This window comes from Mesorhizobium sp. M0166, assembly GCF_040322255.1.
GTDB lineage: Bacteria > Pseudomonadota > Alphaproteobacteria > Rhizobiales > Rhizobiaceae > Mesorhizobium.
The window spans coordinates 80030-106283 of the sequence record NZ_JAMYTD010000008.1; the positions used below are offsets into that span (position 1 = coordinate 80030).

Here is a 26254-nt window from a genome sequence, read left to right on the forward strand (position 1 = left end):
CTGCGGCGCGCCACATCGAGGCGCAGTGGGGGTGCTGCGGCCGCGTTGTGAGCATCTTCCCAGCCGGATTGTCATCGGGTAGCGTGCAGGGGCGGCACGTGAAGGCGCTCTCTTTGGCGAACGCACTGCTGCACCTTCAGCCGTTGCCCGTCAGAAGATAGGGCTGGTGCTGCCTCGTGGACACCGACGGCAACGTCAAATCGGTTGAGCCCGTCTGATCCGCTCCGGTCGATGAATTTTGCGACCGATCTGACCATTGGCGCCTTGGGCTGCGGACATGACGATGTTTGGGGCGGCCAGCCGAGATGAGCGGTTTAGAGAACCCGGCTAACCGCGCCTGCTTCACCCGAGCCCGATCCGCCTGGCGCCTTGCCGGAACAGCGCCTCGGCGCCCGGCTCGAAGCGGAAGGTGCCGATGAAATCGTCGGCGCAGTAGTTCGGCAGCATCTTGCGCAGCGCAGCGGCGAAACTTCGTGCCTCGTCCAGCCGCCCCGCCAGCGCAAGGCACTGCGCGGCAATCGCGAGGATGATGGCGTGGGCGTTGGGACGCGCGGCTGCTTTCAGCGCCCATTCGGCGGCTTCGTCGAACTGGCCGAGCCGGACATGCGACATCGCCCTGGCGCCCAGCATGCCGAACAGCAGCGGATCGAAGGGGCTCAGACGCCTGGAATGGTCGGATGAGCCGATCGCGGCCTTCGGGTCGCCGGACTGCGAGTGGACGAAAGACAGCGCATAGTGACCGAGCGCGAAATTCGGGCTGAGGTCGACGGCGCGTTCCAGCTCAATGAGGGAGCTGTCCTGCTCGCCGCGCAGCCACAGCGCCCGCCCCATGGCCCAGTGAGCGGCCGGATTGTGATCGTCGACGAGCAGGCTCTGGCCGGCTGCCTCGAAGGCCAGGGCGCTTTCCTGGTCGCGGTCGCCCCAACGCTGGAAGGCATTTTGCCAATGGGTGAAGGAGAGCCCGGCATAGGCGCGGGCGAAGGTCGGATCGAGCTTCAAGGCTATGTCGAAGAAATGCCGGGCCTGCTCGTTTTCCGTGCGAGTGAAGCGATACATGTGCCAGAGGCCGCGGTGGTAGGCTTCCCAGGCGTTCAGCGAATTGGGCGCCTTCAGCATGGCGCGATTGCGCTCGACCGTCTCGATCTCGGTCGAGATCGACGAGACGATGCTGTTGCCGATATCGTCGAGCACGGCAAAGATGTCGTCCGGCTTGCGCTCGAACGTCTCGGCCCAGACGATCCTGGCCGTGCCCACTTCGACCAGCTCGACCGCGACGGTGACGCGGCCAGTCTGGCTGCGTACCGTGCCGGTGGCGACATAATCGACATTGAGCCGACGGCCGGCATCTTCCGGCGCAATGTTTTTTTCGGCGAGCGCAAACACCGAGCCGCGCGCGATGACGAAAAAGTCCCTGAGCTTGGCCAGGCGGGTGATGATGTCGTGGGTGAGGCCGTCGGCCAATCCACCGCGCGAGCCGCCGACAGCCGCCTCTTCGGCAAACGGCATCACCGCGAGCGAAGCCTTCTGCGATGCAGCAATATCGGAACGGGGATGCATAATTGACGCGTGCGGGGCCGCGGGTACGAGTGACGGTCGCGCCCTGAGCGTCGCGGCAGGTCGTTCGCCGCGGATCGTGCGCCATGCCTCACGAACGGCTCCGAAATCCAGATCCTCCGAAGTAAACAGCCGCGCCGCGGAAGCGAGATGTTCCTCGCCCGCGTCAAACTGGCCGCGCTGCGCCAGCCTGCTCAGAAGAGCCACATGTGCGCGCCCGTCGAACGGAGCGAGTTCCAGCCATTTGTCCAGATACGCAGACATTTCGTCGGCATCCGCCGGAAGCTTGTTGACGAGATGTTCCAGGATGGCGGCGTGCCCCGAGGTGAAGCGGCGGCGCTGAGCGATCAGCCAGCTGTTGAAATGCGGGCTGCGGTCGATCTCCAGCCCATCGAGAAAGTCGCCGGCGAACCTTCCGGAAAGAGCCCGCAGCCGCTCTAGATCGAGCGTCTCAACGCCCTTGGCGGCGGCCGAGGCTATGTCGACAGCGTCGACGGAAGCACCTCTCAGATCAAGCGCGATCGTGTCGCCTGGTGTCTCTACCCTGCGATGATGCGGTTCATCGAGGATGCCTCTAAGCTTGCTCAGGCACCAGCGAAGCTCGCCGCGCGGGTCGTTCGGCACATCCCACAAAAGCTCGCACAGGCGGCTGCGGCCGACCGGATGCGGCGCCAGCGCCAGATAGGCGAACAGCGCACGCAGTTTGCGCGATTTTGGGAGCTGGATGATGATGCCGTTGCGTGCGATTGTCAGCGGTCCGAGCAGACGCACGGAAAGACCGGCCATCTCGCCGCCGAGGCTCGATCGGGCGGATTCCACGTACGTTTCCACGCCTGCTCCCACGCTGGCCAGTCGGCCATTGTTTTATCACCAAACGCGACACGGTGCATCCGGCAGCGAATTCCCGCGCCGGATGCTGGCATTGCCGGGAGGCAAATGTAGCGCGGCAAGGTCTCGAAACCTCGCCGCCCAAGCCACCGGTCTGTAACCGGCCCGTGACCACAAGAGACAACGACAAAGCGAGGAGCTCGACATGTTGCATCAACAGAAAATCAGAACCACCGCCGGGCGCGGCCGTCTCTTCGACAGCATTCTCGACACGGTCGGCGACACGCCGGTGATCCGCATCAACAATCTCGGACCGGACCATGCCACGATCTATGTGAAGGCCGAATTCTTCAATCCCGCCGCCTCGGTGAAGGACCGCCTGGCGCTCAACATCATCGAGGAGGGCGAGCGCAGCGGCGCCTTGAAGCCGGGCCAGACCGTGGTCGAGGCGACCAGCGGCAACACCGGCATCGGCCTGGCAATGGTCTGCGCCCAGAAGGGCTATCCGCTGGTGGTGACGATGGCCGACAGTTTTTCCATCGAACGCCGCAAGCTGATGCGCATGCTGGGCGCCAAGGTGGTGCTGACGCCGCGCGCCCAGAAGGGCTTTGGCATGTACAAGAAGGCGGTGGAGCTCGCCGAAGCCAATGGCTGGTTCCTTGCCCGCCAGTTCGAGACCAAGGCCAATGCCGCCATTCACGAAGCGACGACGGCGCGCGAGATCATCAACGATTTCGCCGGGGCCCGGCTCGACTGCTTCGTCACCGGCTACGGCACGGGCGGCACCGTGGCCGGCGTCGGACGCGTGCTGCGCCGCGAGCGGCCGGAGACCCGGATCGTGCTCGCCGAACCGGCCAATGCCCAGCTTATCGGCAGCGGCAAGCCGCAGCAGCGCGGCGCCGGCGGCGCGCCTGCCGCCAGCCATCCGGCGTTCGAGCCGCATCCGATCCAGGGCTGGACGCCCGACTTCATTCCGGACGTGCTGCAGGAGGCGATCGACGCCGGCCTCTATGACGAGGTGGTGCCTATTGCCGGGCCCGAGGGCACGAAATGGGCCAAGGCGCTGGCGCAGAAGGAAGGCATTTTCACCGGCATCTCCGGCGGGGCGACATTTGCTGTCGCGCGGCAGATCGCGGAAAAGGCGGCGCCCGGCTCGGTGATCCTGTGCATGCTGCCCGACACCGGCGAGCGCTACATGACGACGCCGCTGTTCGACGGCATCGAAGCGGAGATGGACGCCGAGGAGACTGCGCTTTCGCAGTCGACGCCCGGCTGCCAGTTTCCGGCGTGACGGCGGCACATCGGGAGCGGCCTGCATGGACACGAAGCCTGGACTGGCCGTCACGGCCACCGAGGAAACGCTTGACCCCTCGAACTGGCCCGACGTGCAGGTCTTGTCGCATCGGATCGTCGATGATGCCGTCGCTTACCTGCGCAATGTCAGAGAGCGTCCGGTGTGGCAGGAGATGCCGGTTGATGTGAGGACCTTCTTCACATCGCCGCTGCCGCGTTCGCCGGCGCCGCTGGCAGAAATCTATGGCGACGTCTCCAGGAGCTTGATGCCCTATGCGATGGGCAACATCCATCCGCGCTTCTGGTCCTGGTATATGGGCTCGAGCAATTTCACCGGCGCGCTCGGCGATTTCCTGGCAGCGATCCAAGGCTCCAACCTCGGCGGCGGCAACCATGCCGCCGCGTTGATGGACAACCAGGTCGTCGACTGGTGCAAGGAAATGATGGGCTTTCCGCAATCGGCCAGCGGCACGCTGGTCAGCGGCGGCTCGATGGCTAACATCATAGGACTGACCGTGGCGCGCAACGCCACAGCGGGTATCGACATACGCGAGCATGGCGTTGCTGGCATCGACAAGCCGCTGCGTTTCTACGGCTCCGACCAGCTTCACTCCTGTCACCGCAAGGCGATGGAAGCGCTCGGCCTCGGCAACCGGGCGCTGCGTCGCATCCCGAGCGATGCCGGGCTGCGGATCGACATCGCTGCGTTGCGGGCGGCGATCGCCGAGGACCGCGACGCCGGCTTCAAGCCGGCCTGCGTAATCGGTACGGCCGGCACTGTGAACACCGGCGCAATCGACGATCTGCAAGCGTTGGCTGACCTGGCGGCAAAAGAGGATCTGTGGTTTCACGTCGACGGCTGCATCGGCGCCCTGCTTGCGATTGCGCCGGACAATTCGCATCGCGTCGCCGGCATCGAGCACGCCCACTCGATCGCGCTCGATCCGCATAAATGGCTGCACGCGCCCTTCGAGGTCGGCTGCGCGCTGATCCGGGATGCCTCCGCGCATCGCGGCACGGTCGCGGTGACGCCGGAATATCTGGAATCGACGCCGCGCGGCCTGGCCTCCGGCCAATGGCTGCACGATTACGGCCTGCAGACGACGCGCGGCTTCCGGGCGCTGAAGGTGTGGATGGCGCTGCGAGAGCACGGCATCGAAAAGTTCGGCCGGCTGATCGACCAGAACATCGCGCAAGGGCATTATCTCGGTGCGCTGATCGAGGCCGAACCGGCGCTCGAACTGGTGGCGCCGGTGAACATCAACATCGTCTGCTTTCGCTACAGCGCCGATGGGTTGGACGCTGAGCGCCTGAAAGCGCTCAACACCGAGATCATGCTGAGGCTGCAGGAAGACGGCATCGCCGCCATTTCCGACACGACGGTGCATGGCCAGCATTGCCTCAGGGTGGCGATCAACAACCACCGCACCCGGCGCGAGGATCTGGACCTGCTGGTGCGGGAGACGGTTCGGCTTGGACGGGAGATTTCAAGGCCTGGCGCCGGCCGCTGATCATCGTCAACGCTCTGGGGTTGGCGGGACAGCGGCTTCATTCCAGCTTGGGTTCCTCGCCCCCACGGAAGTGGGGAGAGGGGGAGAGGGGGACTGCGCCGCCCTACGAAAGGCCCCCTCTCCGGCCGCTTCGCGGCCACCTCTCCCCCGCCCTTGGCGGGAGCGAGGAACCCAAGTCTTCAGAGACTTTCGCCAATCGCAACACCGGAACGCAGGCGGATGCTACCGACTGCCCGGACCGGCAACGACAAGGCTACGCCTCAATCCAGACCTTCTCGAAATGCTGCTCGAGCGACTGGTGCTGCTCGCAGCCATGCACGCCCTTGCGATAGGTGCGATAGACCGAGCGCCAGTAGGGCTGGATGATGACGCCGGAATCGCGCAAATTCTGTTCGATCTTGGCCATGAGCTCTTTGCGGGCGCCGGGATCGGGCATTGCCAGTGCCTTGTCGAGCAGAGTATCGAATTCCGGGTTGGCATAGGCGCTCTCGTTCCAGGCGGCGCCGGACTTATAAGCGAGCGCCAGCACCTGCACGCCGAGCGGCCGGCCGAGCCATTCGGTACAGGAGAAAGGATATTTGCTCCAGTCGTTCCAGAAGGTCGCGGCCGGCAGCACCGTGCGCTTGATCTTCAGCCCGGCCTCGCGCATCTGCGCGGCGATGGCGTCGCCGGTGCTCTTCTGCCAGTCGACGTCGACCGAGATGAGTTCGTATTCGTGGTCGGCCTTGCCGGCCTCGGCGAGCAGGGCCTTGGCTTGATCGGTGTTGCGGACGGACGGGCCGATATCGGCATATTCTGGATGCATCGGCCCGACATGATGGTTCTCGGCAGGCTTGCCGCGATTGTCCATGCCGATCTTCAGCACGGCGGCGTTGTCGACGGCCAGTTGTGCGGCACGCCGAACCTTGATGTCGTCATAGGGCGGATTGCCGATGTTGAACCGCGCGACGATGGTCGAGCCGGTGGCGATCTCGGAATTGCTCAGGCCCATGGAATCGGTCTGCGCAACCGTGTCGGAGGCGGTTTCGTGGTCGGTGTCGACCTCGCCCGATTCGAATGCCGACAGCATGGCGTTGGGATCGGAGCCGTAGTCGACCCATTTGATGCCGTCGAGATAGAACTCGCCCTTCCACCATGGCTTGTCCTTGCGGCGGACTTCGGCGCCGACCTCGGCATCCCATGCGACGAGTTCGCAGGGCCCGGTGGCGATCGCCAATGCTTTCAGCGGATCGCCGTCGCCTTCATAGCTGCGGTGCATAATCAGCGCCGGGTAGTCGGCCATGCCGGCGATAAGCGAGATGTCGGGCTTGGGCAGATTAAGCCGTACGGTGAAATCGTCGACGCGCTCGATGCCGCCGTCGACGGCCTTCTTGGTGTCGGCATTGACCAGCGCGCCCATGCGGGCGGCGACCGAATTGCCGGCGACGGACGCATCGCACCAGCGCGTCAGATTGTGGATCACGTCGTCGGCGTTGAAGGTGTCGCCGTTCGACCAGGTGATGCCCTTGCGGACCTGCAGCGTCAGCACGCGAGCGTCGTCGCTGGTCTCCCAGCTTTCGAGCAGCCATGGCTCGAAGGTGAAGTCGCGCTTCCAGCGCACCAGATATTCGTTGCACTGACGGGCGACGTTGGACATCTCGACGCCGTCGAAGGTGCGCGGATCCTTCCAGCCCTTGACGTTCATGGCGACACGCAAGATGCCGCCGCGCTTCGGTTCCTCGGCCCTGGCCGGCGACGGCGCAAGCCCGCCCAGCGCCACCGCGCCGGCAGCGCTGACGCCGAGCGCAGCCATGGTGGCGAGATATTCGCGCCGGTTCATCTGGCCTTTCCTGAAGCCGTCGGCGACGGGCTCGGCCTGCGGATGTGGTTTTCGATCGGTCAGCATGAACTTCATCGTTGTCATTCCCCTGTTGTTGGGCACCTCTGCCGATCGCAAAACGCGGGGGACGGACGCGATCGCCGGAGCGCCATTGCCTCGGGGGATGATAGGGCGAGCTCCCGTAGGGGAGTGTTCTGACTTCCGCAGTTCTTGTGCGCTGTTCCGCAGCGGCAGAGCTTGCGCGGCGATGCGGGTATTGGATATTGGAGACGCCGGCGGGACAGCGCCCCCCTCTGTCCTGCCGGACATCTCCCCCACTTGGGGGGAGATCGGCTGTCATCTCGGCTTTCGCTAATCTGAATCGTCTCAGGAATGGGCGGAGCATCGAAGTTGCCAATCTCCCCCCTCGTGGGGGAGATGTCCGGCAGGACAGAGGGGGGCGCGAAGGATCGCCGGCGTTTGAGTCAACCGTGGTCCCCGTGGCCGGACTTACCCAAAGCGGAACACCGTCACTCCGACCAATCACCTTTACCCAACGCCGCGACCGCCTCGATTATGCGATCAAAGGCCTCGCCGGCGCGCGGCACGGTTTTACGTGCGCGCAGGAAGCTGTGCACCAGCCGCGGTTCTTCGCGCCACCAGGCCTTGCCGCGGGTGGCAAGGATGCGGTCGCGATAGGCTTGGCCGTCCGCTGACAGCGGGTCGCATTCGGCAGTGATGATGACCGTCGGCGGCAGGCCGGAGAAGTCGCTATCGCTAAGCGGCGAAAATGTCGGGTCGTCCGGCGACTGTCCCTTCCCTGCCCGGATATGCCGATAGAATTCGACATCGCGCAATGTCAGCAGTGGCGCCTCAGCGTGCTCGACATAGGAGCCGGTGCTCTCTTTGCTATCTAACTCCAGCTCGTCACCGCCGAGCTCGGGATAGATCAGCACCTGGCCGATCGCATGGTGAGGATGGCGGCGTGTCGCCTGTGCCACCGCAGCGGCCAGGTTACCGCCGGCGCTTTCGCCGCAGAGCACGATCGGCAGTTCCGTCGTCGCCGTCGCCCATTCGAATACGGCCAGCGCATCCTCGAAAGCCGCCGGATGGAGATGTTCCGGCGCCAGCCGATAGTCGGCGGACAGAACGGCAAAGCCGGTGCCGGCGCAAATCTCGGCGCAGATGTCGTCATGGCTGTCGAGCCCACCAAGCACGAAGCCGCCGCCGTGATAATAGACAACGATCGCTTGTGGCGCCGTGCCCGCCATTTGGTAGCGCCGGACTGGGATCGCATGGTCGCCGACGCTGCTGTCGCTGGCCTTGACACCGGGTGGATAGGGCTCGCGAAACGCCCGGCACATGGCGTCATAGACCGCCCGCTGCCGCTCGATCGGCATGTAGACGATCTCTGGCGGATACCACTCGTTGACCCGGTCGATATAGGCCCACAGCTCCGGATCGAGCAGCGTTTGGTACTTTCCGCGCTCTGTCGTTTCGGGTCGCTCCGCCTCGGTGATCATCGCTGCGCGATCCCGCTCAGAGCTCGGCGTAGAGCCGGGCAGCATTTTCATAGCTGAAGCGCAGCGGCACCGAGCCCTCGACCTGCCAGGCTTCGACCGTCTCGCCGGCCAGCAGCCGGCAGGCGCCGTCGGTGGTGGTGACGCCGCCGCCATAGAGCCGGTTGGCGAGATTGAGAATGGCCGTCTGGTGCATCGCCGTGCTGCCGCTGCCGCAGGCATCCTTGACCAGCAGCACGCGAAACCCGAGCGCCACCGCATCCTTGACGGTGGCATCGATGCAGGCCTCGGTCCAGACGCCGGCAACGACCAGCCACTCGATGCCCTCGGCCTTCAGCCGCTCGGCGGCAGGCCCCGCGCGAAAGGCGCTGGCATCGGTCTTGACCAGCATCGTCTCGCCTGGCAACGGGCCGACCTCTGGACAGATCGCCGTCAGCGGATCGTCCTTGTCGGAAAACGCCGACTTGCCATTGGCCTCGACCGGGTGGAACGGCCGTGCCGTGGCGAGATCGACGATATAGGCCCAGTGATACAAAGGCACATGATTGGCTCGTGCCACTGCCTGCAGCCGCTGGACGTTGGCGAGGATGTCGCCATAGCCTTCGACCAGATAGCGCTTGTCCCGCCGATGCTCCTCCTGGAGATCGATGAACACCGCCGCCGCCGTACCGCGCTTGATCGAGATCGGGCTTTTCATGCAAAACTGCCTGTCAGCACTCAAACGTGTCTGTCAAGGAAATCGTCCTCATAGGGGAAGCGCGACAGGAGCTCGGTGCCGGTCTCGGTGATCAGGATTTCGTCCTCCAGCTTGACGCCCTCGCGGCCACCCTTCTCGCCGATATAGCTTTCGACGCTGACCACCATGCCGGGCACGATGACACCGTCGCGGCCATAGGTCTCGTAATCCATGGCATGCGCGATGAACGGCGTCTCGCCATGCATACCGACGCCGTGCATAACCGAGGTATAGCGCTGGTCGATGAAGCGGTCCGGGATTTTCCAGGCCTTTTCGGCAATCTCGCGAAACGCCATGCCCGGCTTGACGACCCCGATATTGTGCTGAACCTGATCGTGCGCCATGCGGTAGAGCGACTTCTGATAATCCGTCGGCTTGCCCGGGCCGCAGCGGAAGGTGCGCGAAAAGTCCGAATAATAGCCGTAGCAGCCGATCGTGTCGGTATCGAGCGCCAAGAGTTCGCCTGGCCTGATCTTGCGGCCGCTCGCCTCGTTGAACCATGGATTGGTGCGCTGGCCCGAGGTCAGCAGCCGGGTTTCGATGAACTCGCCGCCCTGCCGGATCACCTCGCCATACATGATGGCGAACAGCTCGTTTTCGGAAACGCCGGGCTTGATCGCCTCGCGGACAGCATAGACCGCAGCCTCGGCGCCAGCCATAGACACCTGCAGGCATTTTACTTCCTCTGGAGTCTTGACCGCGCGCACCGCCAAAATCTCGCCCTGGCAATCCCGGACCTCGCAGCCGCGCTTTTCCAGCGCCAGCGCCTGCAGATGGCTGCAGCGGTCAAGGCCGAGCTTCATCGAGCCGCCGCCATGCGCCTTGAGCAATTCGGCGATCTCGTCGGCGAACGGATCGGCGGTTTCGTCGTCACGGCCCGACACTGATGACCAGACCAGCTTCGACGGCCGCGCCTCGTCGATCGTGTCGAGCACCATCGAGACATGGTAGCTCTGCGGATACTCGAACAACACGATTGGCCCTTCTGTCGGGATGAAGAAGTAGCGGGTCGAGTTGCGCAGGAAATAGCCGAACATGTTGCGCGAGCCGGTGGCGTAACGCTGGTTGTAGGGATCGAACAAGACCACGCCGCCATAGCCGGCCTCGCGCAGCCAGGCGCGCAGCCTGGCAAGCCGGCCCTTGCGCAGCGCGTCAGCATCTATGAAGGACGGCTCGGTGTCCGACAGCCACATGCCGCCTGCCGGATCGGCCGCCGCCGGATGGCGCATGCGATCCCCAAAGTCGACATCCTCGGTGCTGTCGGGGTCAAAAACGACAATGCTCATGGGTGCCTCCTGGAAAGGCAGACCATGGGGCAAACGACGTACCGGCATTGTGCGGAAAACCGCAAATGTCGTGCCGGATGCCGTAGACAGGTTGGCGGGACAGCACCCCCCCTCTGGCCTGCCGGCCATCTCCCCCGCAAGGGGGGAGATTGGATGTCGCGTCGGCCTTCGCCTATGACCAACGCAGCAGGATATGCGGCGGGACCAAAGCTGCTGATCTCCCCCCTTGCGGGGGAGATGGCCGGCAGGCCAGGGGGGGTGGGCGGGAACTCGGCGTGGAGCGGTTAACGCATCTAATGCCGCCGCATCACCTTCGGCGCGTGGCCGTGTTCCTCTCGGAACGCCCGGGCAAAGCTCGACATCGAAGCAAACCCGCAGGCCAGCGCGACGTCGCGCACCATCAGCGTCGAATGCGCCAACAGGTCGGCGGCGCGCTTCAACCGCAGGCGGCGGTAATAGCCGTTGGGCGAGATGCTGAGTTCGGAGCGGAAATTGCGTTCGAGCTTGTCGGAGGAGACACCAAGCCGCCCCGCCAGTTCCGCCATGCCGAGCCGCTCCTCCACCGCATCCTCCATGATGGCGATGGCCGACAGCACCAATTCGTTCTGCACGCCGGTGCGTAGGCGCAGCGGCATCAGCTTGCGGTCGACGCTGGAGCGCAGCGGGCTGTGCACGAACCATTCGGCGACGCCGGCGGCAAGTTCGGCGCCATAATCGCTGGTGATGATCTCCAGCATCATGTCGAGGCTGCCGACGCCACCGGCCGAAGTGAAGCGCTTGCGGTCGATAACATAGAGATCGCGCCTCAGCTCGATGTCCGGAAACGCCTCGGTGAAGGCTGCCTGGCTGGTCCAGTGCAAGGTGCAGGCATGACCGTCGAGCAGGCCGGCCCGAGCCAGGAAGAAGGCGGCATCCGCCACCGCACCGATATGGGCGCCGCCGCGCAGGCTCTTGCGGATCCAGCTCACGGCATCGTGCGCGACGAGATGATCGGCATCGCCGCCCGAGCAGACGACGACGCGATCGACCTTCGGCGCGTCATGGGCGGCAAAGCCGGGCTGGATGACGACGCCATTCGAAGCCTCCACCGGACCTTCGGTGGCGCCGACGATGATCCAGCGATAGCAGTCCCGCTTCGCCAGCACATTCGCCGCACGCAACGGCTCGATCACCGAACTGAACGCCATCATCGGAAAGCCTGGGAAGACCAGGATGGCGAAGGTGAGCGGGACGTTGTTTGCCGTTGGCTGGGTGCGTTGTCGGTTGTTCATAGCTTCCGGAGCCGGGAGGATCGGTCGCTACAATTCAGGCAGAATTGGCCTGGGTCAACGGAATAGCGTGCGGGGCGCGACACAGAACAATTGTCGCTTGTCGGTGATCCTTCACCCCTCTGTCCTGCCGACGTCTCGCAAGGTTTCTTGTTACCGGACTCAACTCGCCAACGCCTGATCCAGATCAGCGATCAGATCGTCGCCATCCTCGATCCCGGCCGACAAGCGCACCAGCGAATCGGAAATGCCGATCTCGGCGCGTTTTTTCGCCGGGATCGAGCCGTGCGTCATCAGTGCCGGGTGCTCGATCAGGCTTTCGACGCCGCCGAGGCTTTCGGCCAGCGTGAACAGTTGCGTGTGTTCGAGGAAGCGCTTGGTGCCGGCGAGGTCGCGGTCAAGCTCGACGGTGATCATACCGCCGAAGGCGTGCATCTGCCGCCTGGCGATGGCGTGCTGCGGGTGGCTGGGAAGGCCTGGATAGATGACGCGACGGATGTCGGGGCGGCTTTCCAGCCAATGCGCGATCTTCTGGCCGTTCGACGAATGACGCTCCATCCTCAGCGCCAGCGTCTTCAGTCCGCGCAGCGCCAGGAAACTGTCGAACGGCCCGGAAATGGCACCGATGGCGTTCTGCAGGAATTTCAGCCGGTCGGCGAGATCCTTGTTGTCGCCGACCACGGCGACGCCGCCGACCATGTCGGAATGGCCGTTGAGGTATTTCGTCGTCGAGTGAACAACGATATCGATGCCGAGCTCCAGCGGCCGCTGCAGATAGGGGCTGCAGAAGGTGTTGTCGGCCACCGACATCACGCCCTTGCGTCTGGCCAGTGCGGCGACGCCTTCGAGGTCGACGACACGCAGCAGCGGGTTGGTCGGCGTCTCGACCCAGAGCATTTTGGTTTCCGGGCGGATCGCCGCCTCGACCGCGGCAAGATCGGTGAAGTCGACGAAGTCGACCTGCAAATTGGCCGAGCGTTTGCGCACCCGTTCCAGCAGCCGGAATGTGCCGCCATAGATGTCGTCGGTGGCGACGATATGCGCGCCAGAATCGAGCAGTTCGAAAATGGTTGCGATCGCCGCCAGCCCCGAAGCGAAGGCGAAGGCGGCTGTGCCGCTTTCGAGGTCGGCGACCGCGCGCTCGAAGGCGAAGCGGGTCGGGTTCTGGCTGCGGGCATATTCAAAACCCTTGTGCACGCCGGGGCTCTGCTGACCGTATGTCGAAGTGGCATAGATCGGCACCATCACCGCGCCGGTCGTCGGGTCGTGGCTCTGGCCGCCATGGATGGTGCGCGTCGAAAAGGCGAGGCGGTTTTTGCCCGATATTGTGGCTTTGACGGTCATCGGGCGCGCCTCAGATGGTTGATCAGGTCGATGCGGGTTATCAGGCCAATAAATTCGTCGCCATCGAAGACGATGGCAACCTCGTTGCGGTCGAACACCGGCAGCAGCGCATCCAGCGTCTGGCTGGCCTGCAGCGTGTGCAGGTTAGAGGTCATGGCCGTACTGACCGGGGCCTTGAAGCGGTCCCAGCGGCTGTCATAGGGCCCTTCGACCTTGGCGAGGATATCGCTTTCGTCGATGATGCCGACGAGCTTGCCCTCGTCCAGCACCGGCAGTTGCGAGACATCCGAGCGGCGCATCCGGCCATAGGCGTTGAGCAGGCTTTCGTCGGGGCCGACCGACACGACATCGCCGGTGCGGAGCGTGCGCATGACCAGGTCGCGCAGATCGCCATGCTGCTCCTGCTCGGCCAGGCCCTGCTCGACCAGCCAGAAGTCGTCGAAGACTTTCGACAGGTACTTGTTGCCGCTGTCGCAGACGAAGGTAACGACGCGCTTCGGCACGGTCTGCTCGCGGCAGTAGCGGAGTGCTGCCGAAAGCAGCGTGCCAGACGACGAGCCGGCGAGAATGCCTTCCTTCGAAAGCAGGTCGCGCACCGCAAGCATGCTCTGCTTGTCGGGAATGGAATAGGCCTTCTTGACCAGCGACAGATCGGCGTTGGGCGGCACGAAATCCTCGCCGATGCCTTCGACGGTCCAGCTTCCGGCCTCTACCATCTTGCCGGTCTTGATCAACGGTGCCAGGACCGAACCGACCGGATCGGCCAAAATCATCTCGGTCTTCGGCGAGACTTTCGCGAAATAGCGGCCAAGCCCGGTCAGCGTGCCGCCGGAGCCGACGCCGACGACCACCGCATCGACATCGCCTCCGAGCTGCTGAAAGACTTCCGGCCCGGTCGTGGTTTCGTGGGCCAGCGGATTGGCCGGGTTGGCAAACTGGTTGGCGTAGAAGGCGCCGGGCAGCTCGGCGGCGATCTTTTCGGCCATGTCCTGATAATATTCGGCATGGCCCTTGCCGACGTCGGAACGCGTCATGCGCACTTCCGCGCCGAGCGCCCGCAGATGCTGGATCTTTTCGCGTGACATCTTGTCGGGTACGACAAGGATGATGCGGTAGCCTTTGGGGATGCCGACCTGGGCTAGACCAAGACCGGTATTGCCGGCGGTCGCCTCCACGATCGTCCCGCCGCGTTTCAGTTTGCCCTGTTTTTCGGCGGCGGCAATCATCGACAGCGCGATGCGGTCCTTGATCGAGCCGCCGGGATTCTGGCTTTCGAGCTTGATGAACAGCCGGCACTTGCCGATGTCGAATTTGGTCAGCTCGACGACCGGCGTCTGCCCGATCAGGTCGAGAACCGACGCATAGGGCGGGCGCAGGCGGGACGATGCATCGTCCGGTGCCACGATCTTGTGCTTGCTCATGTCAGATGCTCCGTTGCCAGAATGAGCAACCGCCCTGGAAGACGGCAACCTACCGTCTTTTCCAGCCGTTTGCAGTTGGAAAGAAGATAGATCGTGCCAATCCGGCCGCCAGCAGGGGAATGGAATTTCGCAAAAGCTTCGCCGGCCTGCAGGCAGGGCAAAAGATCTGCAGAACCCGCTTAGGGTTCAGGCGATCGCCGCCTGGGCTTCGATCTCGATCAGAAAATCCGGATTACCGAGGCCGGCGACGCGCAGCACCTTGATGATCGGCGGCGCGCCGCGGTTTGCCCAGAAGGCCATCCAGGCGCCGAAGGCCGGCCCTATGTCCAGGTCGCCGGCGATATAGACCGCGAGGCTGACGAGGTCTTCAGGCTTTGCCCCACCGGCTTCGAGCACTTTTGCCAGGTTGGAAAGCGCCTGAGCGGTCTGCGCAGCGAGATCGTCCCTGGCGACGATCCGGCCTTGCGCGTCGACGCCATTCTGGCCGCCGACCAGCACGATGCGCGCGGATGCCGGCAGCGACACGCCTTGCGAATAGGCCGGATTGCTGTGCATGCCCTCGGGGTTCAGCCTTTCGATGGTCACCGCGCTTTTCCTCCTCTTCGGCAAAAATTATCCCGCGGCTGCCCGGCCGCCCATAGAGATCGCGCGGCACAGAATGGCAATCGTGCGGCCGTTTCAACGCACCATCTCGTTCGTTGCGGTCGCCGATTCCGCCATGCTACCCGGCGCTGGACGAACAGCAATGCAAGGAATGGCCGATGAAGATTCTTGCCTATGACAATTTCAAGCCCGGCGTCACGCTCGACGACCTGCGGCCTTATTTGCGCGACGAAGTTTCGAACGTCTGGCGGCTCTGGAAGGCGGGGATCGTGCGCGAGAATTATGCGCGCGCCGATATTGGCGGCGTCATCATCGTCTTCGAGCTCGATAGCGTCGCGGAAGCGCGGCGCTACACCGAGGACTTCCCGCTGTCCAAGGCAGGGCTGCTGGAATGGCATTTCATCGCCTTCGACGCGCCCTTGCCGCTGGAGTTCCTGTTCGACCCGACCGTCGACATCGCCAAGCCGTGGGACCGGACTGCAGCATGATCCGGTCGAGCGACGGGATCGAAATCCCGGCCAGCTTGGCTGAGTGGTGCGATCCGCGCCGCACGGCGCTGGTGGTCTACGACATGCAGGTCGGCATCTGCCACCAGGTGGCCGGCGCCGCGACTATCATCGAGCGCACCGGCACGGTGCTGGAAGCGGCGCGCGTGGCCGGCATGCGGGTGGCGTTCACGCGCCATCTGTCGCTGCCGCGCAAATGGATGGGCGCGACGCAGCTGCGCACCGCCATGGCCTGGCAGCGGCGCGACAGCCCCGACACCGTCGAGCCGTGGTTCCCGCGCGACGCCGAAGCGACACGGATCGTGCCCGAGCTGGAACCCCGCGATGACGAGGCGGTGTTCGACAAGCTCACGATGTCGGCCTTCGATTCCACCGCGCTCGGCTTTGCCTTGCGCGATTGCGGCGTGCGCACGATAGCGCTCGCAGGCATCGCCATGGAAATCGGCATTGAGCCGACCGTTCGCCAGGCGACTGACAATGGCTTTGTCGCCATGGTCATCGAGGACGCCTGTGGCTTCGGCAACCGCGAAGCGCGCGACCGCTCGATGGCGACGCTACGCTTCCTCGGCGAAGCTGTTGTCACCGATGTCGCAAGCTTCTGCAGCGCGCTTGCCGGACCGGGTTGAGGACAGTCGGCTTCCTAGAGCGATCCACCCTTTCACGGAAACGCCGAACCGCTCTGTGCCTTTGTTTTCCAGGCAATTGCGGACGGAAAGCCGCTTCGCGCTTTCCTGGAATTGATCTAGGTGGTGGCTGCGCTGTCGGTGCGAAAACGCACACCCTCGGCGCGGCCATGCACGCTGCCCCAGTCGTAGAGCGCCTCGAGCGCGGCGGCGAGATCTTCGCCGCGCCCGGTCAAGGCGTAGCGCCCCTTGCCGTCGGGCGACGTCTCGAGCGTGACGAAGCCGATCTCGACAAGCTCGGCCAGCCTCTGCGTCAGCATCTTGTCCGAGAGTGAGGGGATCAGCCGGCGCAGTTCGGAATAGCGCATCGGCTGTTCCTTGATGCGCGCCAGGATCACCGTCTTCCATTTGCCGCCGAGCGCGTCGAGAGCGAACTCGACCGGACAGCCGTAGAGTCTTCCGCGTTGCGTCATGCGCCCATCGTAGGCAAGGCACCGTGGCGACGGAAGCAGAATTTGCCCGGTCATCTGGCCAGGGTCGCGTCCTGCGGCCAATCCACGGAGGAGAACGAAGATGAGCGTCCGCGACACCAATCCGGTCAATGCGAGACAGCCGAAACGTGTGGCGTCATCGCCAACCCGGCTGTCTCGACCAGCACGGGCTGCTTCTGGTGGAGCGAGCTCACGCACCCCTGGTTCGCCTTCACCGAGCGCGGTTATGCGGTCGAGATCTTTTCCCCCGACGGCAGCGGTCTTGCATCCGGAATTGCGTCAAGACAACGAGATCCTCATCCGAGCAATCGCTTGCTGAGCCGCGCGCACTGCACGCGAATATCCGGAATAGCGTCTATCTCGAAGAATGTGCCGCGCGTCAGTGGCCCGACGGCGAGGATCTTGGCCGATACAGTGCCGTCGCTGGCGATGACCTCGCAGTTCGCGGTCACGTCGAGGCCGAGGCGCAGCGGATCCGGCCGTGCTAGCCCACGGTCGACCAGCGACCGCACCACGCTGTTCGACGTGGTCGAGATGTCCCTGGCGATGCCTGTGCAATCATAGATGCGGGTGACGTCGAACCTTTCGAGGCGCTGCGTGTGGCGCGACTGGACCTGTACGCTGAAACCGTCGCCGGCGGCGATCTCGACGACGCGCCCGGCGACAAGGCGGATGCGGCCCGCTTGCACCGCCTCGGCAACGCGGGCGTAGACTTCCGGCGCCATGCGATGGCGGTGGATGTCCCACCAGGCCTTGGTGTGCTCGACGAAGCGGCGCTTGGCCGAGGACGGCCAGTTCTGCCAGATCTTCTGGTTAAAGGGTCTCAGACCGTCGACGACGTCGCGCCAGTCGATGCCGGCCCTCTGGTTTTCCCGGATCAGGTCGCGGAACCAGCCGACGAAATAGGAAAGCTGGGTGCCGAGCGGAATATCGGCAACGTCAAGCTTGATCGGATTGCCCTTGCGATGCGGCGAAGGCAGCAGGCCGCGCCGCGACACCGCGACGATCTCGCCGCGGTGGCCGCGCTGCTCGAGCGACAGGAAGGCATCGACCATGCTCAAGCCGGTGCCCAGCACCAGGACCCGGGCTTCGGGGTCGAGCTCGGTGTCGGCCTCCGAGCCCATCCTGATCGCGCGGCCCTGACCGGCGCCCGGCTCCTCGTCATGGCCTGTCGCCAGCACTGCAAGGTGCGCAACCACGCTAGTGCCATTGGCCAGCGTCACCTCGACGCCTGACGCGGTCGGCGAGATCGACAGGCTCTCCTCGCGGATCAGGCGCAGCCGGCCGGTCTGCTGCTCACGCGCCTCGAGCTCGTCGAGCAGCTCCTTGAGATAGCGGGCGTAGACGCTGCGCGGCGCGTAGACCGGCGCCTGCTCCGGCGTAGCCAGGCCGCGTCCAAGCAGCCAGCGCGAGAAATTGCCGGGATCGTCGGCATAGGCGCTCATGCCCGCCGCGCTGACATTCAGCACATGCGCCGACAGCAGCGTTGAATAGGCCATGCCTTGCCCAAAATGCGGGCGTTTTTCGACCAGGCTGACGCGGAGATCGGGATTGGGCGACTTCAGCAGATGCGCGGCAAGCACGACGCCGCTGGCGCCGCCACCGACAATGATGATCGAACTTGGCGTAGCGCGCCCGGTCATGCGCACACCAGCTGTCCTGGCGATCGTCGCCGGCTCAGGGGAGAGTGGTTCAGGCCTGCACTTTCAACGCCGCCGAAAGGTCCTCGTCGCCGGCGATGTCGCGCATTTCGGCGAGGCTGCGCTGGTCCAGCACCTCGGCGATGGCCTGCCGGACCTCCAGCATCAGGTGTCGGACTTGGCATGTCGCCTCGTTGCAATCTTCGCAGCGCTGATACTGGGTGCGGCTGGCGCAGGGAATGGGGGCAAGCGGCCCGTCGAGCACGCGCACGACGTGGCCGACCTTGATCTCGTCCGCCGGGCGTGCCAGCCGGTAGCCGCCCTCCTTGCCCTTGCGGCTCTGGACGAAACCGGCATTGCGCAATTCGCCAAGAATGGCATCGAGGAACTTCTTCGGAATATTGTTTCCTGTGGCGATGTCGTTGACGAAGGCGAGCTGTCCAACCGGCAGGCGCGCCAGATGGACGAGCGCCTTGAGGCCGTATTTACCTTTTTTCGTGAGCATAACCCGAACGTTTCTCTGTCATGCGATGGCGCAAGGCCACCGGTTGCGAAACGCCTGGCGTGCCTCCCCGCCGCGTCCAAGCTGTCACTACAGATAAATTCTAGTGACATGATATACAAGCCGAGAAACGTTGATTTTGCTTCGTTTTCAAGCCGTAATGGCCATTTTGGCAGGGGTTTGTGCTCTTGGAAGCACAGAAGCCGCCGCCAATGGCACACCGCCAAACTGGCCGGCGGCAGGAATGTCCCGATCGGCGAGAATCCGGACAGCAGCTTCTGCCCCTGAATTTGAAGGCCAAAGCATGCCGCGCGCGGCAACAAGGAGGGTGGCGTCGCTCATCGTCCTCTCCAATCCTTCAATGTCGATAAGGATACTAGACTTAACCGCGAACACAGGGAACTTGTTTCCAATTTCTTGGCTATTCACAGCACGGATTTGCCGATGCAGGGGCGAAAACGGGAAATCCTTGTTGCGCGCATGGACGACGTGGAAGCGGTTCCCGGGCAAGGACGATGGTTCTCACCCGGGCCATCACCCAGAAGCGTGCGAATGGGCAGCTGCGATAGCCAGATGACTTTTTCTAACAAGACCGAACCGATTGGAAGGATTTAACTCTACAAGAACGATAGAGTTAGGTGACTATGAAACGCAATCCGGGTTTTTCTCTTTTCCAAGGAGCCTTTCATGTCCATCATTTCGCGACGTATCGTTCTGTTGTCCTCGGCGGCCTTGGCTGGTGCCGCCTTTCTCGGCCCAGCCGATGCTCAGGACCTCAAGATAACCATCGGCTACCAGACGGTCGTCGAACCCTCGAAGGTGCCGCAGGCCGACGGCGCCTATGAGAGCGCGACCAAGGCGGCAATCGACTGGCGGAAATTCGATTCCGGCGCCGACGTGATCGCCGCCATCGCTTCCGGTTCGGTCGACATCGGTTATGTCGGCTCGAGCCCGCTGGCGGCGGCGGCGAGCCGCGAGCTTCCAATCCAGACAATCTTCATTGTCGGGCTGATCGGCGAATCCGAGGCCCTTGTCGCCCGCAACGGCGCCGGCATCGAGAAAACTGCCGACCTTGCCGGCAAGAAGGTGGCGGTGCCCTTCGTTTCGACGACGCATTACAGCCTGCTTGCCGCGCTGAAGCATGAGGGTGTCGACCCGAAGTCGGTCGACATTCTCAATCTGCGGCCACCGGAGATCGCGGCGGCATGGGCGCGCCGCGACATCGACGCCGCCTATGTCTGGGATCCGGCACTCGGCCAGATCAAGACGACGGGCAAGGTCGTGCTGGATTCCTCGCAGGTCGCCGCCTGGGGCGCGCCGACCTTCGACGCCTGGATCGTGCGCACCGACTTCGCCGAAAGGAACCCGGAAGCGGTGCGCGACTTCGTCAAAGTAACGGGCGCTGCCTATGCCGACTTCCTGGCCAAGCCGGATCAATGGTCGGTGTCCTCGCCGCAAGCGGCCAAGATCGCCAGGATCACCGGGGCCAAGCTCGAAGACGTGCCGCAACTGCTGAGGGGCTATGTCTTCCCGACGCTCGAGGAGCAAGCCTCGGACAAGTTCCTCGGTGGCGGCACTGTCAAGGCGGTCGAGGCGACATCGGCCTTCCTCGAGGAGCAGGGCAAGATCGACGCCGTGTTGCCGGATTATTCGAAATACGTGTCGTCGAAATATGTCGGCGAGGCGCTGGCCTCGAATTAGCGGCGGCTCAATACGCGCGTCCTCCGTTCCCTGAGCGCGCGATGCCTGCCCCGGAGCCGCTGACGAGGAACGGCTTCGGGGCAAGCAGGTTTCAGAATATCGGCGACCCCACATGACGCATCTCGTGCTCGACCAAGTCTCGGTTCATTATGACGGCCAGCCGGCGCCGGCCGTCGAACGCGTGTCGATTGACATCGCCAAGGATGACTTCGTTGTCCTGGTCGGCCGCTCAGGCTGCGGCAAGACCTCGCTGCTCAATGTCGCCGCGGGCCTGGTCGAGCCTGTGCGCGGACGCGCCACGATTGGCGGCAGGCCGATCACGGCGCCAGGCTCGGACCGCGCCGTCGTGTTCCAGAACGACGCATTGTTTCCGTGGCTGACCGCGCGGGAAAATGTCGCCTTTGCTCTCAGGCTGCGCGGTGTCGGGGCCGCCGAACGGGCGCGGACTGCCGACGACCTTCTGGCGCTGGTGAAGCTCGACGGCGCCGGCGACAAGCGCATATGGGAGCTTTCCGGCGGCATGCGCCAGCGCGTCGGCCTGGCCAGGGCGCTGGCAGCCGCGCCGCAATTCCTGCTGCTCGACGAACCGCTGGGCGCACTCGATGCGCTGACACGCGAACGCATGCAGACAACGCTGCTCGATCTGTGGACGGCAAGCCAGGTCGGCGTGCTGATGGTCACGCACGGCATCGACGAAGCGCTGGTTCTCGCCACCCGTATCATTGTGCTCGCTCCCGGCCCTGGCCGGGTGGTGCGGAGTTTCGAGGCCAGCTTCAGCCGGCGCTATGCAGCCGGCGAGGCCATTCGCAGCATCAAGGCCGATCCAGCCTTCGCCGCGGCGCGTGGCGAGCTGACCGACGCGATCTTCGAAGGGGAGGCAGCATGACCGTTACCTCTTATACCGAGCGGCCGCAGCGCTCCAAAGTCGACGACGGAGCCGACGCGCTGTCGGTGCCATGGTCGCGGCCGCGACCGAGACGCAGCCGCGTTTCGGCCCGCGTGGTCAGCGCGATCACCATTCTGATCGTGCTGGCGGCGTGGACGGCATCGGCCCGCCTGCAATTGGTGTCGCCGGTTTTCCTGCCGTCGCCTGTGGCAGTCTGGAACAAATTTGTCGTCGTCGCCGGTGACGGCTTTGTCGACGCGACGCTGCTCCAGCATATCGCCGCCAGCCTGTGGCGGGTGTTTGCAGCGCTGATCGCGGCCGTTTTCGTCGGCGTTCCCATCGGGCTGGCTATCGGCATCAGCACTACAGGGCGCGGCATCTTCGATCCGCTGCTCGAATTCCTGCGGCCGATCCCGCCGCTCGCTTATCTGCCGCTGATCATTATCTGGTTCGGCATTGGCGAGCCGTCCAAGATCCTGGTGATTGCCATTGCCATGCTGGCGCCGGTTGCGCTGTCGACGGCATCGGGTGTTCGCGGCGTCTCGCAGGAACGCATCAATGCAGCGCGCTCGCTTGGCGCCACGCAGCGCCAAGTGATCAGGCACGTTATCCTGCCCAGCGCGCTGCCCTCGATCCTGACCGGTCTGCGCATCGCGCTTGGCGCCGGCTGGTCGACGCTGGTTGCCGCCGAGCTGGTGGCAGCGACTCGCGGGCTCGGCTTCATGATCCAGTCCGCTGCCCAGTTCCTCGTCACCGACGTGGTGGTGATGGGCATACTGGTGATCGCGGCCATTGCCTTCGTGCTCGAATTCATCATCCGCAGGATCGAGCGGATGCTCGTCCCTTGGGCGGGGCGGGAGTGACCGACAATGCGCCATTCCATCGCTGTATTGTTTGCGCATTTCGGCCAATGTATCCGTCTGATCAAGGCCGGGGACAAACAGCCGCCTGACGGCGAACGCAAAACGCCGACGCCGGTGCAGCTGGACGCGGAGCGCAACCGCCTGCCGCCGCGCGACGAAAGTTTCTACTGGGGCTGGCAATACTGGTCGCGGTGACCGACCGCCACGGTCCGCTGTGCGCAGCTCTGGCGGGAGCCTGAGCATGGACGCCCGTTCAAATGCGCGAGCGGTTTGCCCAGGCCAGGCCACCCAAGCCGACCAGCACCGTCACGATGCCGGCATACAGCCATTGCGACTGGCCGGTCATGAAGCTGCCGCGGATGAAGCCGATGCCTTGCAACGTCCACAGCATGCCGATGGAGAGCACAATCAAGGCCAGCAGATTTTTGATCAATCTCATTGCTGAAACTCCTTTCCAAGTCGATCATCAGCCCGGCTCCGGCCGGAATGGAACAGCGAAAAGAAGCCGCTCGATTACACCAACTTCTACTTAGATGCTAACCTCCGATCTTGCGCAAGACACGCGGAGATCGGTGCAAAGATCATCAAGGAAGCTGTGCCGCTCTGCGGAAAGTCTCTGACAAATTGTTTCGCGCCGACTCCAAACGTGTAACATTGCCATGGAACCGACAGATCATTGCCGCATTTGCTGCCTCATTCGTCCCTAACCGCTGCGGGTCTGTCAACGGAGCAGTCCCCAACCCATGAACAAAAGCAACCAGACCGCGCTTGTCGCGGCCATGATCGCGGCTGGCCTGATGGTCGGCGCATCCAGTGCCAGCGCCGCCGCCCAATGCGGCCGTGCCTCCTGGTACTCACTGCATTCCAGAACCGCTTCCGGCGAACGCATGAACCCGTCGGCGCTGACCGCAGCGCATCGCAGCCTGCCGTTCGGCACCAAGCTGAAGGTGACCAACCGCAACAATGGCCGCAGCGTCGTCGTGCGCATCAACGACCGCGGCCCGTTTATCAGGGGCCGGATGCTCGATCTGTCGAAGGGCGCCGCCAGCCAGCTCGGCTTCATCAGCTCGGGCCATACCGCTGTCTGCATGGCACGCGTCTAACTGCTCGGCCCTTCGCCGCGGCCGGGGCGCGCCTCCGACGGTTGTACCGATGACCGTGGCCTGCTACTCCTTCGCACGTGCACACTGAGCCGGCTGTTGCCGTTCCAGGCGGATTCTCAACGCCTTGGACGAAAGAACGAGCATAAATCACGCAAGTTGACGTATTGCATCGCAGCAGATTGTTGCTAACTTCCCTGCAAGGTATTCAAGGCTCGGCGCTGCTCGTCGGCCCTTCGATCGCAGTCGGCAGCGGGGTTCTCGATGTTCTACCAGCTCTACGAACTGAACCACGCCGCCTTGCAGCCGGCGCGCCTCTATGCCGATGCGGTGCGCCTGTTCTACTCCAATCCGCTCAATCCGGTCTCACACACCTCCTGGGGCCGCTCGGTTGCGGCAACGGCCGAACTGTTCGAGCGCACGACGCGCCGTTACGGCAAGCCGCAATTCGGCCTGACCAAGACCGTCGTCGACTGGAAAAACGTCGAGGTCAGCGAACGCACCGTCTGGTCGCGGCCATTCTGCAACCTGGTTCGTTTCGAGCGCGCAGTTCCGGCCGGGCGCCGGCCGGATCCGAAGCTGTTGATCGTCGCGCCGATGTCGGGCCACTACGCGACGCTGCTGCGCGGCACGGTGGAGGCGATGCTGCCCTATGCCGACGTGCATATCACCGACTGGGTCGACGCCCGCATGGTGCCGCTGGCCGACGGCAGCTTCGATCTTGACGACTATATCGACTACATCGTCGACATGCTGCATGCGCTGGGTCCCGACACCCACGTGATGGCGGTGTGCCAGCCTTCGGTGCCGGTGCTGGCGGCGGTGGCATTGATGGAAGCCAAGGGTGATCCGTTCGTGCCCTCGACGATGACGCTGATGGGCGGCCCGATCGACACCCGCCGCAGCCCGACGGCGGTCAATCTGCTGGCCCAGGAAAAGGGCATCGACTGGTTCCGCGACAACGTCATCATGCGCGCGCCCTGGCCGGTGCCGGGCTTCGGCCGCGAGGTCTATCCCGGCTTCCTGCAGCTTTCGGGGTTCATGAGCATGAACCTCGACCGCCACATCATCGCCCACAAGGACTTCTTCATGCACCTGGTGAAGCATGACGGCGACAATGCCGAGAAGCACCGCGAGTTCTACGACGAATATCTGGCGGTGATGGATCTGACGGCGGAATTCTACCTGCAGACCGTCGACACCGTGTTTGTCCGCCAGGCCTTGCCCAAGGGCACGATGACGCATCGCGGCGTGGCGGTCGACCCTTCGGCGATCCGCAATGTCGCCCTGTTCACGGTCGAGGGCGAGAACGACGACATCTCCGGCCTCGGCCAGACCAAGGCCGCGCACGACCTTTGCATCAACATCCCGGCCGACAGGCACGCCCACTACATGCAGCCGGCGGTCGGCCATTATGGTGTGTTCAACGGCTCGCGCTTCCGCTCCGAAATCGTGCCGCGCATCGTCGATTTCATTACCAGCTACGGCCGTCAGAACCGTGTTGCGGTGAAACCCAAGCTGGTCAGGACCGGCAAGAAATAGGCGACCAGTGATGATGCCCGTCAATCCGCATCAAGGTCGGTCAATGCCAAAATCATCGGTTGGCGGGGCCGTGCGGCCGGTCGACCTGTTGCACAATAGTCGCGTTGGCGCCACGCGGGTAACCATGCCGCAAAAATCAATCCATCCTCATAATTGACACGGACTGTAAATACCCCTTAACGTTTCGTTAACAACAAGGGACAAGCGGGGACAATGACTTCCTCACCAATGGCGAGAACGCTGCGCCTGTGCGCGCTGGCTGGACTTACTGTGGCGGCAGGTTGGGCCGGTTCGGCCTCGGCAGCCAGCCCGATGATAACAGGCGGCCCGACCTCGCAGCCGATCGGCCATTATGATTTCTGCAAGAGCTACGCGTCCGAATGCTCGATCCGCCCGAAGGATCTGTCGCCCGCCAGCCTGACCGGCTCGCTGTGGCGCAAGCTGCTCAGCGTCACGGCAAAGGTCAACGCCGCCGTCAAGCCGGAGAGCGATTTCGACATCTACGGCAAGGATGAGGTCTGGGCCTATCCCGACAAGGGGGTTGGCGATTGCGAGGACTATGTCCTGGAAAAGCGCCGTGAACTGAACCGGCTGGGCGTCTCGTTTGCCGATCTGCTGATGACCGTCGTGCGCAAGCCGGATGGCGAAGGCCACGCCGTGCTGACGGTGCGTACCGACAAGGGCGACTACATCCTCGACAATCTGACCGACCAGGTTCGTTCCTGGGACCAGACCGGCTATCGTTTCCTCAAGCGGCAGGCGATCGACAATACCGGCCGCTGGGTCTCCATCCGCGGCGGCCAGCAGGTGCTGGTCGGCTCGGTCCAGTAACAAAGCAGCTCATTTCGGCCGTGCCAGTGCGGCGCGGAGCGACGCAATGATGCGGCGAAGCTCGGCTTCGTCGAGCTTTTCGATGTTGTCGGCCAGGAGATTGGCAAGCTCGGTCGCCGCCGGGCTAAGGCCCGACGTGTCGAGCTTGACACGCGGATGTGAGGTTTCGGCCAATCGCGCCAGTTCCTCGGCGTCGTCCCAAATGATGTTGAAATAGCCGATGATCTTCTGGATCAGCGTCCAGCTCGGCGCACCGCGGCGGCCGTGTTCCAGCGCCGAGAGATAGGCTGCGCTGACGCCGATCGCCTTGGCCATGTCCTTCTGGCTGACGCCGCGCTCGTTTCGCAGCACGCGAAGCTTTTCGCCGAACGGGGTCACAAGCCCACCTTCATGGGTGCATCCTCATA

The 26254-nt window shown here is 64.0% G+C and carries 26 protein-coding genes; 11 read left to right on the plus strand and 15 right to left on the minus strand.

All coding sequences use genetic code 11. The features are described from left to right. Positions 1-342 precede the first annotated feature (342 nt). Positions 343-2340: a transcriptional regulator gene (locus NKJ46_RS12330; protein ID WP_352665319.1), complete on the minus strand. Its 1998-nt coding sequence runs from the start codon at positions 2338-2340 to the stop codon at positions 343-345. 247 nt (positions 2341-2587) lie between these two features. On the opposite strand from NKJ46_RS12330, the gene NKJ46_RS12335 reads away from it, so the two are divergent. Both NKJ46_RS12335 and NKJ46_RS12340 read left to right on the plus strand, forming a co-directional pair. Then, a complete protein-coding gene (locus NKJ46_RS12335; protein ID WP_352665220.1) occupies positions 2588-3673 on the plus strand; it encodes a PLP-dependent cysteine synthase family protein in 1086 nt (361 codons plus the stop codon). A 25-nt stretch (positions 3674-3698) separates the two neighbouring features. After that, positions 3699-5186: a pyridoxal phosphate-dependent decarboxylase family protein gene (locus tag NKJ46_RS12340; RefSeq protein ID WP_352665221.1), complete on the plus strand. Its 1488-nt coding sequence runs from the start codon at positions 3699-3701 to the stop codon at positions 5184-5186. 253 nt (positions 5187-5439) lie between these two features. Here the strand turns inward: NKJ46_RS12340 and NKJ46_RS12345 are convergent, their stop codons facing one another. From NKJ46_RS12345 to NKJ46_RS12380, 8 genes are all read right to left on the minus strand, one after another. After that, positions 5440-7080 (minus strand): ABC transporter substrate-binding protein, encoded by a 1641-nt coding sequence (locus NKJ46_RS12345; protein WP_352665222.1) that lies wholly within the window; start codon positions 7078-7080, stop codon positions 5440-5442. 434 nt (positions 7081-7514) lie between these two features. After that, positions 7515-8507 (minus strand): alpha/beta hydrolase, encoded by a 993-nt coding sequence (locus NKJ46_RS12350; protein ID WP_352665223.1) that lies wholly within the window; start codon positions 8505-8507, stop codon positions 7515-7517. A 16-nt stretch (positions 8508-8523) separates the two neighbouring features. Then, positions 8524-9201 (minus strand): isochorismatase family protein, encoded by a 678-nt coding sequence (locus NKJ46_RS12355; protein ID WP_352665224.1) that lies wholly within the window; start codon positions 9199-9201, stop codon positions 8524-8526. 20 nt (positions 9202-9221) lie between these two features. Next, positions 9222-10526 carry a M24 family metallopeptidase gene (locus NKJ46_RS12360; protein ID WP_352665225.1) on the minus strand — a complete coding sequence of 435 codons (1305 nt, stop codon included), beginning with the start codon at positions 10524-10526 and terminating at the stop codon, positions 9222-9224. Positions 10527-10819: 293 nt separating this feature from the next. Beyond that, complete coding sequence (locus tag NKJ46_RS12365; RefSeq protein ID WP_352665226.1) at positions 10820-11797, minus strand: GlxA family transcriptional regulator; 978 nt, start codon at positions 11795-11797, stop codon at positions 10820-10822. A 159-nt stretch (positions 11798-11956) separates the two neighbouring features. Beyond that, complete coding sequence (locus NKJ46_RS12370; protein ID WP_352665227.1) at positions 11957-13138, minus strand: cystathionine gamma-synthase; 1182 nt, start codon at positions 13136-13138, stop codon at positions 11957-11959. Next, a complete protein-coding gene (locus NKJ46_RS12375; protein WP_352665228.1) occupies positions 13135-14559 on the minus strand; it encodes a pyridoxal-phosphate dependent enzyme in 1425 nt (474 codons plus the stop codon). Before NKJ46_RS12375 ends, NKJ46_RS12370 begins: the two co-directional genes overlap by 4 nt. 186 nt (positions 14560-14745) lie before the next feature. Further along, entirely contained in the window at positions 14746-15144 is a 399-nt protein-coding gene (locus tag NKJ46_RS12380; protein ID WP_352665229.1) for a RidA family protein, read from the minus strand. Between the two features lie 176 nt (positions 15145-15320). On the opposite strand from NKJ46_RS12380, the gene NKJ46_RS12385 reads away from it, so the two are divergent. Together NKJ46_RS12385 and NKJ46_RS12390 are read left to right on the plus strand one after the other, a co-directional pair. Continuing rightward, on the plus strand, positions 15321-15650 hold the full coding sequence (locus NKJ46_RS12385; RefSeq protein ID WP_352458586.1) for a hypothetical protein: 330 nt from the start codon (positions 15321-15323) through the stop codon (positions 15648-15650). After that, on the plus strand, positions 15647-16294 hold the full coding sequence (locus NKJ46_RS12390) for a cysteine hydrolase family protein (RefSeq protein WP_352665230.1): 648 nt from the start codon (positions 15647-15649) through the stop codon (positions 16292-16294). Before NKJ46_RS12385 ends, NKJ46_RS12390 begins: the two co-directional genes overlap by 4 nt. Before the next feature lie 116 nt (positions 16295-16410). Here NKJ46_RS12390 and NKJ46_RS12395 read toward each other — a convergent pair whose 3' ends face one another. From NKJ46_RS12395 to NKJ46_RS12410, 4 genes are all read right to left on the minus strand, one after another. Further along, positions 16411-16764: a winged helix-turn-helix transcriptional regulator gene (locus NKJ46_RS12395; protein ID WP_352665231.1), complete on the minus strand. Its 354-nt coding sequence runs from the start codon at positions 16762-16764 to the stop codon at positions 16411-16413. A 314-nt stretch (positions 16765-17078) separates the two neighbouring features. Then, on the minus strand, positions 17079-18425 hold the full coding sequence (locus NKJ46_RS12400) for an FAD/NAD(P)-binding protein (protein WP_352665232.1): 1347 nt from the start codon (positions 18423-18425) through the stop codon (positions 17079-17081). A 49-nt stretch (positions 18426-18474) separates the two neighbouring features. Then, positions 18475-18927, minus strand: coding sequence for an RrF2 family transcriptional regulator (locus tag NKJ46_RS12405; protein ID WP_352665233.1), 453 nt, complete (start codon positions 18925-18927; stop codon positions 18475-18477). Between the two features lie 147 nt (positions 18928-19074). Beyond that, positions 19075-19266 carry a hypothetical protein gene (locus NKJ46_RS12410; RefSeq protein WP_352665234.1) on the minus strand — a complete coding sequence of 64 codons (192 nt, stop codon included), beginning with the start codon at positions 19264-19266 and terminating at the stop codon, positions 19075-19077. A gap of 345 nt (positions 19267-19611) precedes the next feature. On the opposite strand from NKJ46_RS12410, the gene tauA reads away from it, so the two are divergent. From tauA to NKJ46_RS12430, 4 genes are all read left to right on the plus strand, one after another. Beyond that, positions 19612-20625, plus strand: a complete 1014-nt coding sequence (gene tauA / locus NKJ46_RS12415) for a taurine ABC transporter substrate-binding protein (RefSeq protein ID WP_352665235.1) — start codon at positions 19612-19614, stop codon at positions 20623-20625. Positions 20626-20737: 112 nt separating this feature from the next. Continuing rightward, positions 20738-21511, plus strand: a complete 774-nt coding sequence (locus NKJ46_RS12420) for a taurine ABC transporter ATP-binding protein (RefSeq protein ID WP_352665236.1) — start codon at positions 20738-20740, stop codon at positions 21509-21511. Next, a complete protein-coding gene (locus tag NKJ46_RS12425) occupies positions 21508-22374 on the plus strand; it encodes an ABC transporter permease subunit (protein ID WP_352665237.1) in 867 nt (288 codons plus the stop codon). The genes NKJ46_RS12420 and NKJ46_RS12425 overlap by 4 nt, the downstream gene beginning before the upstream one ends. 6 nt (positions 22375-22380) lie before the next feature. Then, complete coding sequence (locus tag NKJ46_RS12430; protein ID WP_352665238.1) at positions 22381-22569, plus strand: hypothetical protein; 189 nt, start codon at positions 22381-22383, stop codon at positions 22567-22569. 58 nt (positions 22570-22627) lie between these two features. Here the strand turns inward: NKJ46_RS12430 and NKJ46_RS12435 are convergent, their stop codons facing one another. Beyond that, the gene (locus NKJ46_RS12435) at positions 22628-22813 is read right to left on the minus strand and encodes a hypothetical protein (protein WP_352665239.1); all 186 of its coding nucleotides are present in this window, start codon (positions 22811-22813) and stop codon (positions 22628-22630) included. A 304-nt stretch (positions 22814-23117) separates the two neighbouring features. On the opposite strand from NKJ46_RS12435, the gene NKJ46_RS12440 reads away from it, so the two are divergent. The 3 genes from NKJ46_RS12440 to NKJ46_RS12450 all read left to right on the plus strand — a co-directional run bounded on the left by NKJ46_RS12440 (position 23118) and on the right by NKJ46_RS12450 (position 25847). Further along, positions 23118-23477, plus strand: coding sequence for a septal ring lytic transglycosylase RlpA family protein (locus NKJ46_RS12440; RefSeq protein WP_292659640.1), 360 nt, complete (start codon positions 23118-23120; stop codon positions 23475-23477). A gap of 261 nt (positions 23478-23738) precedes the next feature. Further along, positions 23739-25016 (plus strand): polyhydroxyalkanoate depolymerase, encoded by a 1278-nt coding sequence (locus tag NKJ46_RS12445; RefSeq protein WP_352665240.1) that lies wholly within the window; start codon positions 23739-23741, stop codon positions 25014-25016. A gap of 213 nt (positions 25017-25229) precedes the next feature. Then, complete coding sequence (locus NKJ46_RS12450) at positions 25230-25847, plus strand: transglutaminase-like cysteine peptidase (protein ID WP_352665241.1); 618 nt, start codon at positions 25230-25232, stop codon at positions 25845-25847. Between the two features lie 9 nt (positions 25848-25856). Here the strand turns inward: NKJ46_RS12450 and NKJ46_RS12455 are convergent, their stop codons facing one another. Next, positions 25857-26225 (minus strand): helix-turn-helix domain-containing protein, encoded by a 369-nt coding sequence (locus NKJ46_RS12455; RefSeq protein WP_352473989.1) that lies wholly within the window; start codon positions 26223-26225, stop codon positions 25857-25859. Positions 26226-26254 lie beyond the last annotated feature (29 nt).